This is a genomic window from Vibrio sp. TMPB1044 (assembly GCF_030442075.1).
GTDB classification, from domain to species: domain Bacteria; phylum Pseudomonadota; class Gammaproteobacteria; order Enterobacterales; family Vibrionaceae; genus Vibrio; species Vibrio satsumensis.
The window spans coordinates 23,278-37,958 of record NZ_JAUJED010000013.1 but is presented as its reverse complement, the minus strand read 5'-3'; the positions used below and the strand labels follow the sequence as shown (position 1 = coordinate 37,958).

The 14,681-nt window shown below is 43.9% G+C and carries 12 protein-coding genes; 7 read left to right on the top strand and 5 right to left on the bottom strand.

What is annotated here, in order from left to right; all coding sequences use genetic code 11:
- The first annotated feature begins 20 nt into the window (after positions 1–20).
- From QQ041_RS07495 to gntR, 3 genes are all read left to right on the top strand, one after another.
- Complete coding sequence (locus QQ041_RS07495; RefSeq protein ID WP_146490083.1) at positions 21–518, top strand: gluconokinase; 498 nt, start codon at positions 21–23, stop codon at positions 516–518.
- A 3-nt stretch (positions 519–521) separates the two neighbouring features.
- On the top strand, positions 522–2,030 hold the full coding sequence (gndA, locus tag QQ041_RS07490; RefSeq protein ID WP_285953470.1) for an NADP-dependent phosphogluconate dehydrogenase: 1,509 nt from the start codon (positions 522–524) through the stop codon (positions 2,028–2,030).
- A 139-nt stretch (positions 2,031–2,169) separates the two neighbouring features.
- Positions 2,170–3,171 carry a gluconate operon transcriptional repressor GntR gene (gntR, locus tag QQ041_RS07485; RefSeq protein ID WP_285953469.1) on the top strand — a complete coding sequence of 334 codons (1,002 nt, stop codon included), beginning with the start codon at positions 2,170–2,172 and terminating at the stop codon, positions 3,169–3,171.
- A gap of 114 nt (positions 3,172–3,285) precedes the next feature.
- On the opposite strand, the gene QQ041_RS07480 is transcribed toward gntR, so the two are convergent.
- From QQ041_RS07480 to QQ041_RS07470, 3 genes are all read right to left on the bottom strand, one after another.
- Complete coding sequence (locus QQ041_RS07480; RefSeq protein WP_285953468.1) at positions 3,286–4,068, bottom strand: siderophore-interacting protein; 783 nt, start codon at positions 4,066–4,068, stop codon at positions 3,286–3,288.
- A 199-nt stretch (positions 4,069–4,267) separates the two neighbouring features.
- Positions 4,268–5,746: a peptide MFS transporter gene (locus QQ041_RS07475; protein ID WP_048669525.1), complete on the bottom strand. Its 1,479-nt coding sequence runs from the start codon at positions 5,744–5,746 to the stop codon at positions 4,268–4,270.
- Between the two features lie 415 nt (positions 5,747–6,161).
- Complete coding sequence (locus tag QQ041_RS07470; RefSeq protein ID WP_285953467.1) at positions 6,162–7,532, bottom strand: L-serine ammonia-lyase; 1,371 nt, start codon at positions 7,530–7,532, stop codon at positions 6,162–6,164.
- Positions 7,533–7,870: 338 nt separating this feature from the next.
- Here QQ041_RS07470 and QQ041_RS07465 point away from each other — a divergent pair, with 338 nt between their 5' ends.
- Complete coding sequence (locus tag QQ041_RS07465) at positions 7,871–8,749, top strand: YdcF family protein (RefSeq protein ID WP_285953466.1); 879 nt, start codon at positions 7,871–7,873, stop codon at positions 8,747–8,749.
- 4 nt (positions 8,750–8,753) lie between these two features.
- On the opposite strand, the gene QQ041_RS07460 is transcribed toward QQ041_RS07465, so the two are convergent.
- Positions 8,754–9,431, bottom strand: a complete 678-nt coding sequence (locus QQ041_RS07460) for a hypothetical protein (RefSeq protein ID WP_285953465.1) — start codon at positions 9,429–9,431, stop codon at positions 8,754–8,756.
- Between the two features lie 193 nt (positions 9,432–9,624).
- Entirely contained in the window at positions 9,625–9,888 is a 264-nt protein-coding gene (locus QQ041_RS07455) for a DUF333 domain-containing protein (protein ID WP_285953464.1), read from the bottom strand.
- 302 nt (positions 9,889–10,190) lie between these two features.
- Here QQ041_RS07455 and QQ041_RS07450 point away from each other — a divergent pair, with 302 nt between their 5' ends.
- The 3 genes from QQ041_RS07450 to QQ041_RS07440 all read left to right on the top strand — a co-directional run bounded on the left by QQ041_RS07450 (position 10,191) and on the right by QQ041_RS07440 (position 14,478).
- Positions 10,191–10,709: an NUDIX hydrolase gene (locus QQ041_RS07450; protein ID WP_060981568.1), complete on the top strand. Its 519-nt coding sequence runs from the start codon at positions 10,191–10,193 to the stop codon at positions 10,707–10,709.
- Positions 10,710–10,936: 227 nt separating this feature from the next.
- Entirely contained in the window at positions 10,937–12,700 is a 1,764-nt protein-coding gene (locus tag QQ041_RS07445; protein WP_285953463.1) for an ABC transporter ATP-binding protein, read from the top strand.
- Complete coding sequence (locus QQ041_RS07440; RefSeq protein ID WP_285953462.1) at positions 12,694–14,478, top strand: ABC transporter ATP-binding protein; 1,785 nt, start codon at positions 12,694–12,696, stop codon at positions 14,476–14,478. The genes QQ041_RS07445 and QQ041_RS07440 overlap by 7 nt, the downstream gene beginning before the upstream one ends.
- Positions 14,479–14,681 lie beyond the last annotated feature (203 nt).

Below are 14,681 nucleotides of genomic sequence, written 5' to 3'. Positions count from 1 at the left end.
GCTTAGGGAAGGCTTGCCTTATGAAAAGCAAAAAAATACTCGTGATGGGCGTATCTGGATGCGGAAAAAGCCTGATTGGTAGCCGTATCGCACTGGCTTTAGATCTTCAATTCTTTGATGGGGATGACTTCCATCCGCAAAGCAATGTAGAAAAAATGCGCCAAGGTATTCCGCTGACTGACGAAGATCGTCAAGGATGGCTAGAAACACTTAATAAGCAATATATCGAACAACCAAGCGCTGTGATCGCTTGCTCGGCACTAAAGCCGCAATACCGCGATATTCTGCGCAACAACAATGAAGATTTGGTGATTGTATACCTACAGGGCAGTTTCGATACGATTTGGAATCGTCATAAAGCTCGTGAAAATCATTATTTTAACGGTCAAGAGATGTTGAAAAGCCAGTTTGAAACCTTGGTTGAACCTGAGCTAGGTGAAGCGTTATTTGTCGATATCTCGCAAGATGTTGAGCAAGTCGTAGAAAGTGCACTTAAACAAATTAAGCAGATAGGCTAAACCATGACTCAGATAAAAAATGACATCGCGATGATTGGTTTAGGTGTAATGGGCAAAAGCTTAGCGCTTAACCTACTCGACAATGGGTTCAATGTTTCGGGTTTTGATTTAAACGCTGACAACATTGAACGTGCAAATTCAGAAGCGAAGCAGCTTAATGAATCCTTTGACGGCAAAGGTCAGTTCACTAAAGGCACTAGCCTTGAACATGTATTACAGAGCTTAGCAAAACCACGTGTTATAGCGTTATCGGTTCCTGCAGGAAAACCTGTCGATATCATCGTGAATAATCTACTTGATGCAGGTTTGGAGAGCGACGATATTGTTATCGATACGGGTAACAGTTTATGGACTGATACCGAGGCGCGTGAACAGGATTACAAAGGTAAACTTCGTTTCTTCAGTACCGCAGTGTCTGGTGGTGAAGAGGGAGCGCGTGTTGGCCCTGCGCTGATGGCGAGTGGTGACCAGTCTGCTTGGCAATATGTGAAGCCAATGTGGGAAGCGATTGCTGCAAAAGTGGATGCGAACGGTTTACCTGTTGCTCAATTTGAAGCGGGTGAGGCGTGCGCTGCGTATGTTGGCCCTTCTGGCACAGGTCATTACGTTAAGATGGTGCACAACGGCATTGAATACGCCGATATGCAGCTCATCTGCGAAGTGTACCATTTCATGCGTGATGTTCTGGAAATGCCAGCTCAAGAGATTGGTCAAGTCTTTGAACAGTGGAATAACGGTGTTCTAAATAGTTACCTGATGGAAATCAGCGCGGATATTCTTCAGCAAGACGACATTGTTACTGGGAAGCCTTTTGTTGATGTCGTGTTGGATAAAGCCGGGCAGAAAGGCACTGGGTTGTGGACTGCGGTGAATAGTCTACAAGAGGGTTGTCCAACGCCAACCATTGCACAGGCGGTCTATGCACGTGCGATGAGCGGTCAAAAATCACAACGTATTCAAGGTCGCCAGCTTCTAAAAGGCAATATTGCGGATGCCAGCCAATTGGACAAAGCGGAGGTTGTCTCTGAGCTTCATGACGCTCTCTACTGCGCCAAGCTATCTGTTTATGCTCAAGGCTTTGACTTGTTGAAAACAGCGTCAGACAAAGAAGGTTGGAACCTAGATTTCACCCAAATCGCTAAGATTTGGCGAGCAGGTTGTATTATCCGTGCTGCTTTTTTGCAAAATATCACTTCGGCTTACCAGCAAAATAGTGAGCTAGCGAACCTGTTGTTTGATGAGGCTTTCATCAAACAAGTGGAAGAACGTGAATTGGCTTGGCGTATCGTCGTGGCTAATTCTGCTTTATATGGTGTGCCGATGCCGGGCATCAGCTCTGCATTAAGTTACTTTGATTCTTTGCGCTGTGAAGTGTTGCCAGCGAATTTACTGCAGGCACAACGGGATTACTTCGGTTCTCACACTTATTCGCGAGTCGATAAAGATGAGACTGAGAAGTTTCACGTGACTTGGAGTCAGTCTCCAAGAACAGAAGTTAAAGTTAACGCTTAAACAATGTATAACGCCCTCGCTATGAGGGCGTTTGTAATTGTGATGCTATATCAACCTTTTAGTAAATTAGACTTCAAATTCCAAGTCAGTTGGATACACTGTTACCAGTAACATAACTCAAAAATAATAATTATTAATTATGTCGAATAAGAAAAAACGTCCTACATTACAAGATGTTGCCAATTTAGTTGGTGTCACCAAGATGACCGTGAGTCGCTGTCTGAGAGACTCTTCTCAAGTATCAGAAGCGTTACGAGATAAGATCAACGCCGCAGTCGATGAACTGGGCTACATCCCTAACCGCGCACCAGACATTCTTTCCAATGCAAAGAGTAATGCAATAGGTGTGTTGGTTCCCTCGCTAACTAACCAAGTTTTTGCTGAAGTGATCCGAGGTATCGAGCAAGTCACCGCGCCAGCAGGCTATCAAACCATGATTGCTCACTACGGCTATAGCGCAGAACTGGAAGAACAGAGTATTGCTTCGCTGCTCTCATACAATGTGGATGCGATCATTCTGTCTGAGAATGTGCATACCGATAGGGCGCGTAAGATGCTACAGACCGCTTCGATTCCTGTGATTGAGATTATGGACTCGGTATCGCCAAGGATTGAACAAGCTGTCGGCTTTGATAACTTCGAAGCGGCTAGGGCAATGACTAAAACCATGCTCGAACGAGGGCGCACCAATATTGCTTATTTAGCCGCTCGTATGGATGAGCGTACTCGCTTGAAAATGGCGGGCTATGAACATGCGATGCAAGAAGCCGACAAAGCGCCCGTGACACTGCAAACTGAAGACGCGTCCTCGTTTACTCTTGGTGCAAAACTGATAGGAGAGTTACTTGATAAGCACCCTGAAGTGAATGGCATTTTCTGTACCAACGATGATTTAGCAATCGGTGCTTTCTACGAATGTGTACGTCGTGGTATTCAAGTACCAGAGCAGATGGCGATTGCAGGTTTCCACGGGCACGACATTACAGTGGCGATGACGCCTCGTTTAGCGACCGTGGTAACACCAAGGGAGCAGATTGGTAAAGTCGCTGCAGAGCAAGTTGTAGCGCGTCTACAAGGCAATAAAGAATGGATAGCGAAGCTGGATCTTGGTTACGAGATTGAAGTGGGCGAGAGTATTTAATTTTATATTTCAGCCTTGCTCTTCATCGGATTCAAACTAAAACGCCCTTAGCGATACTAACTTCGTTAAGGGTGCTCCTATTTGTCTAGTAAGAAGCTGTAGGTAGCAATAGGCTTAGCCTGCTAAAGCTTGAGTATCTTGCTGTTTCAACACTTTGTGGCCATCTTCAGTGACGCCTCGTTTCCAGTAGCTGCTGATGTAGATGTTCTCTTTTTCTACTTCTTTTTCGTTACGGAAGTATTGTCTCAGTTCGCGCATGCTTTCAAACTCACACGCGGTCCATACTGATACCTGACCGTCGAGCCATTCTATGCTACGGACTGTTTGTGAAAGCGTTTCTGAAGTTTCATCTTCAATCAGCCAGGTTACTTTGATGCCTTGAGGGGTTTCAAGTACTTGCTTATCTGCTGCAGAATTGATCTGAATGACAGCGTGACCTGTTGCGTCTTCTGGAAGTGTTTTTACTTTTGCGGAAAGCGCAGGGAGTGAGGTCATATCTGCTACTAAGAAGAACCAATCCGACTCTAGGTTAAGACCTTGAATTAAACCTGGGCCAGCCACTGAAACTGTATCACCCACTTCTGCGTTCATTGCCCATCGAGCCGCAAAACCACATTGCAAATCTGTAGTTATATGGCGAACAAAATCAACTTCAATCCACTGTTCTACAGGGTTGTACTGACGAATGGTGTAAGTGCGCATGGTTGGGCGCTCACCTTCGTTCAGCTGGCTTAAATCGGTTATGCCCAATGGCGAGAATAAAAGCTTGATGTAGCCGCCGGCACATTCAGTTGGGTATTTACTTAACCCTTCACCGCTCAGCGTTATACGTTGCATGTTTGGTGTGATAGTTGAGGTTTGAGTAACAGTTAATGTGATAGGGCTAGGCTTGCTCATATAAGGCTCTCTTAGATTTTGATTTCCACATCATAATCCTGAACAAGAAAACACTCAATAATAATAATTATCATTTACTTTTATTTGCACATGTACAGTCTAACTGATGAGATAGATTCTATTAAGAAGCAGAACCTACGAAAAAGAGCCCTTTAGAAAACTAAAGGGCTCTAGGATAGGTTTGACTCAATGAGCAGAGTTAGCTGTTTGCTTGCTCTAGTTCAATCGTTTCGTCAGCGGCTTTTGCAGCTTCTAGCATCTTACGAATAATGAACGATGCAGCCATTGCGATACCCACCATCACTACCGCTAAAACGGTCAGCATTTGGAAGTAGTCACCGTAAACCGTTTGCACGATTTCTTGTGTGATTTCTTGACCTTTCTCTAGTGCAATAGACGTTGAGAATACGGCACCAACAATGCCTGATAGTGCGATAGCAACAGAGAACAAACTTACAGAGAAGTTCTCGATGTGCTTAGGTGCAACAGACAGGATGAAGGCTACAACCATTGAACCTACAATCACTTCACCAAACGCTAGGAAGAAGTGGATCGCTAGGAAGACTTCTGGGCGGATCAGAACATCATCACCAACTGTCGTTACTGCCATCGTAAGGATACCGAAAGCGATAGCCGTAAGGATGAACGAGAAACCTACTTTGGTTGCAGTAGAGAAGTTAATGTTTTTCTTTTCTAGGTTAGAGAAGATACCCGCAATGATTGGGCCTGCAACCATACACCATAATGGGTTCATTGCCATCGAAGCTTCAGGTGCGACAGGGATGAAGCCGAATAGGTCACCACGCATTGTGTTGATCGCTACCATTGTCATCGATGTCATCATCTGGCCGTAGTACACGAAGAAACATGTCGTCAGGAATGTGATGATTAAGATTGTGCCCATTTTAAGCATGTCTGATTTCTTCGATTTCATCATCAAAGAAACAAAATAGATGATCGCTGCACCGCCAATTGCGTATACGATGTTTTGGCCAATATCCATGTTAGAGAACATGAAGAATACCAAGCCAATCATAGCGGCAGAAAGACCAAGGAAGGCTGCCCAGTTTTTCGTACTTACTGGTTGTTGATCGATTTCTGCACTTGCTTCAACAAGGCCTTTGCGAACAAAGATCATCATCAGAAGCGCCGCACCCGCTAGAACAGCAGAAAGAAGGAAACCACCGTGGAAACCAACAACAAGCACTAGCATTGGGAATAAGTATTGACCTAGCAGAGCACCAATATTGTTTACTGAGTAGTTGATTGGGTAGCAGTTCTCAAAGTCTTCTTGAGTTTTGAACGTGCGTTTGTAAAGACTTGGGTAAGAAGGGGACATCAAACCACGTGCATAACTTGCTAACGCAATACCACACAATGCCATAGGCACATTGGTTGCTGCAGCGCCTAGTACTAGTAAAACGTAACCACTCGCGAATCCCAGAAAAGCGATGGTTAAAGAACGATAAGCACCTAAGAATTTGTCGGCGATAAAGCCACCTGCGATAGCAAATAGCGGTCCGATTGCAGAGAAAGCACCAACAACCATCATGGTGTCGGCTTCATTGTAGTTCAGATCTTCAAGGAAGAAACGAGTCAAGATCACCATGACGCCATAGAACGAAAGTCCGAACATCATTTGGCAGAACATCATTGATTTGTTTAATCTATTCCACATTATTTTATTCTCACATTTGTATTAATATGTAGTGTAATTACCCAATTATAATATCATTGGTAGTAATACATAAACTGAAACATCTATCCCAAACCGAACTTTACTCGATATATCTTTTCTTATGAGTGCATTCATATTTCTCATGAATGAAATTTGCAACGTTAGATTTTGCTAGTGGATGCATAGCGGTTTGAAATTTAGTCGCCATCATTTGCGGCTAAGTAATGAACTAATAAAGGGAAAGTTAGAGGCATCTATCTGGTAAATTGTTTTGAGTGAGTATTACTTTCAATTGGCTGCTGGGCTTTAGCCAATAAAAAAGCCAGCTTAGTGGCTGGCTTTGTTGAGATATTGAAACCTAAGTTTACAAGAATGCCGTCTCTATAGAGGCTTTCTCCAATCGTGTTCTTGTCTGTTATTCACACGGTGGTGCCATGTGGATCACGGCTAGGCCTCCTAGAGAAGTTTCACGGTACTTCTTGTTCATGTCTTTACCTGTTTGATACATGGTTTCGATAACTTTGTCTAACGAGATAAGACACTTGCTGGTACGTTTCAGTGCCATGCGTGATGCATTGATCGCTTTCATTGCACCCATTGCGTTACGTTCGATGCATGGTACTTGTACAAGACCACCGATAGGGTCACATGTCATGCCCAGTGAGTGTTCCATCGCGATCTCAGCTGCAATACAAATTTGTTCGTTGCTACCGCCACGCAGGGCAGTTAGGCCTGCAGCGGCCATTGATGAAGATACGCCGACTTCACCCTGACAACCGACCTCTGCGCCAGAAATCGAAGCATTGGTTTTGTATAAGATGCCGATAGCACCAGAGACTGCCAAGAAGTCTTTAAGCTGCTTAGTGTCTAGCTCTTTGATGAAACGATGGTAGTACATTAATACTGCAGGAATAACGCCAGCAGCACCATTGGTTGGTGATGTCACGACCTGACCACCTGCTGCATTTTCTTCACTCACGGCAAAGGCAAACAGGTTAATCCAATCCATGATCTCCATTGGATCGTTTTCAATCGAGGCATTCGCTTCCAGCTTTTTCAAAAGAGCAGGTGCTCGACGCGTTACTTCTAGGCCGCCATCAAGAATGCCTTCGGTGTCAAAGCCACGCTGCATACACAGAGACATCACCTTCCAAATTTGGTCGGCTTTCTGGTCAATCATATCCATATCTTGGAATGAAACTTCATTGCGCAGGATTAAGCCACCAAGGCTAAGTCCTTGTTGCTCTGATAGTTCAAGTAACTGATCAGCTGAAGAGAAAGGGAACTCAACTTGTGTTTCTGCTTCTTGCTTGCCGTTTTGTAGCTCATCAGCGGTTGCGATAAAGCCACCACCAATTGAGTAGTACGTTTCCATATCCAGAAGGCTGCCGCTTGCGTCAAAGGCAGAGATAGTCATGCCATTTTCATGCAATGGAAGGTTGGTTTTGTGGAAGAGTAGGTCGCTTTCTACATCGAAATGAATTTCATGGTTACCGCTAACCAATAGAGATTTGTCTTCAATCGCTTTACGCATTGCTTGGTTAGCACTGGTAATTTTAATGGTGTCAGGGCGGTTACCTAGCAAACCTAATAAGGTCGCTCTGTCTGTGTGGTGACCAATACCCGTCAATGATAACGAGCCGTATAAGTCGATTTGAATACGCTTCACTTGCTTAAGTTGAGCATCAATTTTTTTGGTAAAATTAAACCCAGCGATCATTGGTCCATTTGTGTGGGAGCTGGACGGCCCAACTCCAATTTTGTAGATATCAAAAATAGACAGCATAGTAACTTCCTGTGAAGACGGTTCGATGAACGAACTCTGTGTAAAATTTATATTTAGTTAGTTCCACTTCTTTGAGTGAACCTATTCGTGATTGAGCCTAATCATTGATTGAAACGGCTCTTTTATCGACTCATGCTAACAAGCATAGAGCGATGAAATACAAGAGCGTGCTATGTTTGCTTTAAAGCGACACGTCTATTCTTGTATGACCTAAAGTGTTGCTATCAATAGTGAGCGTTATTGCGAGCAACATATAAGAATTTCAAAATACTTTTGTTAACAAGTATTGTATACATAATTCACTTCATCTAATCCCCAAAACGAGACTTGAACATAAAATGAGCATTAATCACCTCCTTATTGTGCTGGGTAAGCGACTTAATGAGAATAAATTGACTGATGAAGGAATCAGTCGAGTTGATGCTTTAGTTAAGTATCTGGTGGAGCATTTGGTCGAAGAGTCGAATCAGCAAACTGCCGTTGCATTCTGTGGTGGGATCACAAAAGGGCAAACCCTCTCAGAAGCCGATGCGATGCACCAGTATTTTAGAAAGCTTGAAAATCAGCGTGCACATCCGTTCCCGTTAGGGGCGATTTTGCTTGAGCAGCATTCGACCAACACTGTCGAGAACATTCAGAACTTGGCCTCAGAGATGGTTGCAAGCGGGCTGTTTACTCGCGGGCAGAGTGTGCAGGTGACATTCGTTTCTAATGACTACCACTTACAACGTATATTCGAGATTCAATCGCTCATGGACGAGCAAGGTTTGCTTAAAGTTCTCATCGAGAAGTGTTCCGCACTTGGGGTGGAGCTGCAAGTAGATCGCAGGTTGGAGGCTCATGTTGCGGTGCCATACCCACATCAAAGTGCTCAAGGGCAATTGTTTCTGTTGATGGATGTACTGACGACCTATCGAGTCTATCTTGAAGGTGTCTGTGCGGGCGTATTTAAGCGAGATTTGGAGTTGGTTAGACGAGAGCCCGAAAGGCTGTCTTTGGAAGCACTGATAACTGCCAAGGAGCTCGTCGGACGTTCATCTCACTTTGAAATTGTAGACAGTTTAATCCCAGTATTGGAGAGCTGTATCCAGCAGACGTCAGTGGGTACAGACATAAAAAAAGTCAGGGGATACCTAGCTCTACTAGATACTAACCTGACTTTATTGAATCGTTATTTAGATCCGGAATCGGATCGCACGCATCGCTGGTGGCGATAGGTGATTATTTCTTTCTCGTGATGCCAATAACGGTTTTTAAACTCGCAAACGCAATCAGACAGTAAGCTAGAAGCTCTGTGCCTTCTTCTGCGATGTTTTTAACCGCTCGAACGTAATCATCGCCCATAACATTGTGCCAGAAGCTACCCATGCCAAATAGGCGGGAGAATACCAACAGTAGCATCACGCCAGTCACTAGCAAATTCATGTGTGGGGATGCAAGAATAAGTGCAAGCTGATCAATGGTTCGTTTACCATTTTTAATCGCATAGAAAATTGCGCTACCAGCAACCAATAGGGCAGGGACAACCCAAGCGCCATGTACAATCTTGTCGAACCAAAAATCCATTTCACGAATAAACATCACACTGAAGAATGCACTGATGAGCATAGCTGCGTGCTTAACTTCACGCGTCTCTCTTGCTAGATAAGCAAAAGACCCAGACGCGATAATAAGCAGTAACTGTTGCAGCATCTCGGTCACCGAGATCTCACCAACATTGCCATTCAACAATACGAAATCAATTCGAAGCGCAAGGTTTGCGACAATACCAATCGCTAAAACAACGAGAGCGGTTTGGCAGCGTTTGAAGATCACTTGAGATGTCGACTGGGAAAGGGTGAACTCTGGCAGTTCAAATGACATTTGAGTTTGTTCTTTCGTTTTTGATTGGCTTTTCATAATAATTCTATGTGTAAAATTTTGTAACAGGCGGGCATTCTATCGGCCTAGGTTAGGCTAATGTCAGAGCTATGTCAGGAATAAAACACTGTTCAATTGGTGTGTGTACGGTAAACCGCTGCCAATTGGCAGCCAGTTTACGTAATTGATTGAAATAAAAAGGGGGAGGGGTTAGGTGATGTCAGAGGGAGCGTTATTCACTTTTAGCTTCTGGTTCTTGCTCGTGATTATTTCTGTAATACTCCCACTGCTCAACACGTTGACCGTCATCGAATACGCAGTAAGTTGTGCGTTGATTGTTTTCAGTCACCGTGTCTAATTCACCGTCCTGTTGAACACAATAAACCGCTGCTGGGTTAGCGACTGAAACACGTTGGCCTTCGCTATATTCTGCATAGTCGTTTGCACAACCGCCCAATACAACGGCACATACAGCCATCAAACCAATTTTTTTCATGTTTATCTCCTACGTGATAACTCTATAATCGAATGCGTTAAGTTCTACAGAACCCAATGAGAAGCTCTATAAAATGAGTATATTTTAGATTTCAGAAAAGGTTGTCCTAATTTGGTCAAGATATTGAAATAGGTTGATATTTCTCCATCTTTAACTACTTTTTGAGTGTTGGATCAAGCTAAGTGGATTTAAGTTAGCGTTGGAATATCTCCGTCCGATAAGTTCTTGTTGACGATTGTGAACCTCGAATCTATTGATGATTATGATATGATGCCGCCAAATTCAGTAGAGCAGTCACAATCATGAGACACCTAAAAACAACCATCCACCCTGATATCGACCATCTAGATAATAAAACGGTCTATAAGCGCAACGCTGCCCGTGCCATTGTGTTAGATGGTGAAGACATTCTGATGCTCTATACAGAGCGTTATCACGACTACACCATTCCTGGTGGTGGTTTGGATGAAGGGGAAGATGTGATTGCTGGTATGGTCCGTGAACTCGAAGAAGAGACAGGCGCGAAGAATATCCATAGCATCAAGCCGTTCGGTATTTTTGAAGAGTTTCGTCCTTGGTATAAAGACGATGCGGATCTGATGCACATGATCTCTTACTGTTACTCATGCAAGATTGATCGCGAGCTTGGTGAAACAGCTTACGAAGACTACGAAGTGAAAAATGGGATGAAGCCAGTGTGGATGAATATCCATGAAGCGATCGCACACAACGAAAAGACGATGGCCGAGAGCCCTAAGAAGGGGATGAGTATTGAACGTGAAACCTTTTTGCTGCATTTGATTGCCAAAGAGATGCTTTAGCTTTTATCAATACAAGCCTGTTAAGCTATTTATTTGCCGCCATTTTTGGCGGCAAAGTTGTTTCTAGCAATGCTAAAATGTAATAAAGGTAACCAATTACTGAATATGGTTGATATTGTCAACTAGGTGTTTTTGATGTATCTTTACTCAGCGATGGCCCTATTTAGTTTAACTGCCCGGTCATATCGCTAAATCTCGCTGTGAGCCTGCCCCAAACAAAGAATACTATGACTAAAAGACAGTTTATTGCCCATTACTTGCGCATGAATCGCACCTCTTACTTGTTAGCGATTGTGTTCATTTTTCTCGTTAACTGGTTACAAGTAGAGATCCCTCGTTATATTCAATTGGCGATAGATTTGATTGATGATGCCTCTTCAACTGGCCACCAACAGCTTCAAACCTATGTTTGGATTGTGGTCGGTATGTCGGTTGCCATGGTTGTGGTGAGAATTTTGTCTCGTATTTATGCGCTTAATCCGGGGCGAATTACAGAGGCTGCACTTAAAAGTACCCTTTTACAAAAGCTGAACCGCTTACCAAGTAGCTTTCACGAACACTTTGCTTCTGGTCGCTTGATCTCAATCATCAACAATGACCTGAGCGGTATTCGTTTAATGTTTGGTGTCGGCTTCCTGCAGTTCTTTAATGCGTTGCTAGCTCTGTCGCTGACGCCTCTGTACATGTGGCGTATTTCACCAGAATTAACGCTTAATTCGATTATTCCTATCTCAATCGCTTTTGTGATTTTCCGTGTGGGCTTCAAGCGTATGAAAACGCTGCATTTAGAGCACATGAAGCGACTGCAAAATCTATCTGCTCAGTTGATGAGTTACCTATCAGGGATTGATCTGATCAAGAGCCAACAGATGTCACCTTGGGTGAAGGCGGAAACTGAAAAGCTCAATCAACTGTTGCTTGAATGTCGTCTTAAGATCACTCGTATTCAAGTCTTCTTCATGCCGGTGCTCGATTACGCCAATGATCTGATGAAAATCATCATTCTTGGTCTGGGTGGTTTCATGTTGATGAGACAGGAACTCACACTTGGTGAGATAACCGCTTTCTTAACTTACTCGGTTTTGCTCGCTATGCCATTGATGCAGCTTGGCAGAATCGCGACCATTTATCAGCGTGGCATGGTAGGCATTCAAAGTGCACAAACCATTCTTAACGCCAAAGTCCCAGAGTTGGATGAAGGTAGGCTCACTGAGTTAGATGTTGAATCGCTAAAAGGAAAAACGTTTTCCGTTCGCAATCTCAGCTTTAGTTATTCAGGTGAAGAGCGTCTGATTCTCGATGACATCAGCTTTGATATTCCAGTAGGCAAGAAAATCGGTGTACTTGGTGGAATAGGGGCGGGTAAAACGACATTAGTGAACTGCTTGAACCATCATTTGGACGTTCCAGAAGCGGCGATTTTCCTTGGGGAAAAGGACATCACTAGCTTCTCACGCAGTGATTTGCGCCGTTATATTAAAACCGTGACTCAAGACCCTTACCTGTTTTCAGCAACCGTCGAAGACAATATCCGTTTTGGTAGCTTAGATACTGATTTGGCAAAGAGTCAGGTTGATGAAGTGCTAGAGCTCAGCCAGTTGGCCAGTGACGTGACGCGTTTTGAGCATGGCGATCAAACCTTAGTTGGTGAGAAAGGGATCATGTTGTCAGGTGGTCAGAAGCAGCGCCTGAGTATTGCTCGGGCTTTACTACAACCCACCGATTTGATCATCATGGATAATGTTCTGTCTGCGGTCGATTATGAAACCGAAAGAAAGATCTTAGAAGGCTTGTTTAAACGATTGGAAAATCAGTCGGTTCTTGTGGTTTCACACCGCGTTAATGCCCTTGAATATATGGATGAAATCATCGTGTTGAATGAAGGTAAAGTGATCGCGAAGGGCGACCACGCCACGTTATTGAAAACGTGCGATTACTATTACGATACATGGCAACTACAGCAGAATGAAACGGAGGCAGCAGCATGTTAAAAGGTGTTGATCTCAAGTACCTCAAGCACTTTTTTAAGTTTGCTAAGAAATACAAAGGCTCTGCGATTCTGGGCATCGCTATGCTTCCTCTTTCTGTCATCACGAGTTTGTTGTTCCCTTGGCTGATCATTCAAGTGATCGATGTTCACCTGAGCCACGGTGATATGGATGGTTTGCTCGAATACGTCTTCTATCTCGTTGCCGTGCTGGTAGCGAGCTATGTTGTGGATACCACCTATTCGTACAACCTGCGTAAAACCGGACAATACACGATAACTGACATGCGCTCAGTGCTGTTCGATCGCGTGCTTAAACTGCCACGTAGCTATTTTGATAACACACCGATTGGCGTAACGCTTTCGCGACTAACCAGTGACTTGGAAACCATCGGCGAGACGTTTGTTCAATCGGTTGTAGGGCTAGTTAAAGACAGCATTAATACCATTGCTCTGTTGGTGATGATGTTCTTTATTGACTGGCAGTTAACTATGATTGTGTTGATAATCATGCCGCCAGTGATGTACTTGACGGTGTATGTGAGAAACCGACTTCGTGCTTTATATAAGGTGACCCGTTCTTCGCTCGCTCGCGGTATTGGCTTCCTACAAGAAGTCTTATTTGGCATGAAAACCGTTCAGATGTACCGAGCAGAAGAGCAAGTAGAACAACGCTACCAAGGCTATACTGATGAGTTTCTAAGAGCGCAGAAGAAGATCAATAAATACGATGCGATTTTATTCTCGTTTATCTCTGGCATTACCTCGATCACCATCGCGATTATGATCTGGTATGGCTCTGAGCAAGTGATAGAAGGGGCGCTTACTTTGGGGGTGCTGATTGCGTTCATCAACACCTTAGAAAAAGTGTTCGTGCCGATCCGCGATTTTACTTCTCAAATTGCATCAATTCAGAGCTCATTTGCAGCGTTCGATCATATTGAAGAGCTGTTTGTTGAGCCAACGGAAGAGGAAGGACGCAACCTTTTGCCGTCTAACGAGTTAGAGAAACAGCTTGAACAGTTTGTGAGCCTTGAGTTTAAGAAAGTGAGCTTCCGTTACAAAGATGACTCTCCCTATGTTCTAAAGAATGTTTCGTTTGTATTGGAGAAAGGACATCAAATCGCGCTTGTGGGGTCGACGGGGTCGGGTAAGTCGACGATTCTGCGTTTGATCTCTAAAACCTACCAAGACTATGAAGGTAGCATTTTGTTGAATGGAATAGAGTTGTCGCAGATCTCAAGCGAAGACTCTGCTCATTTGTTCTCAATGATGATGCAAGACGTACACTTATTTGAAGAAACAATTCAGTTCAATATTGCACTGGGTAAAACACATTTATCTAGAACAGAGGTTGAACAGGCGGCGCGCTATGTTTATGCCGATAGGTTTATTGAACAACTCCCTAAAGGTTATGATTTCCATCTGGAAAAGAATGGCTCCAATTTGTCTGTGGGGCAAACGCAGCTTATTTCGTTCGCACGAGCGGTTGCACAGGGGGGGCAATTGATGATGCTTGATGAGGCGACCAGTTCGGTAGATTCAATCACCGAAGACCTTATCCAAAAAGCGATGCAGCGTCTGTTTAAGGAAAAAACCGTGATTGCGATTGCACACCGCTTGAGCACCGTTCGCCACTCGGACACCATTCTCGTGTTGGAAAAGGGTGAAATTGTTGAGCAAGGTAGTCATCAACAGTTAGTGGCTCACAATGGAGTTTATGCTGGGTTGTTGAAGGAATCGATTGTAGAAATGAGTGATTCTCACGTTACAGTAGCCTGATGGCTCTAATTTAGGTTCTGATTTTTCGATAGGTGGTATGTTGCGCTAATGTCTATTGCTTGCCAATACCTCTTGGGTCAGAGGAAAATAAAACATAATTTACGATCATTAATATGTTATGATCTCTCTACTACTAAAGGGGTGTCTTCGGGCATCGGGGTGTATGCGAGCAAACAGGCGTGCTTGTGTCAGTCACTTTCTGG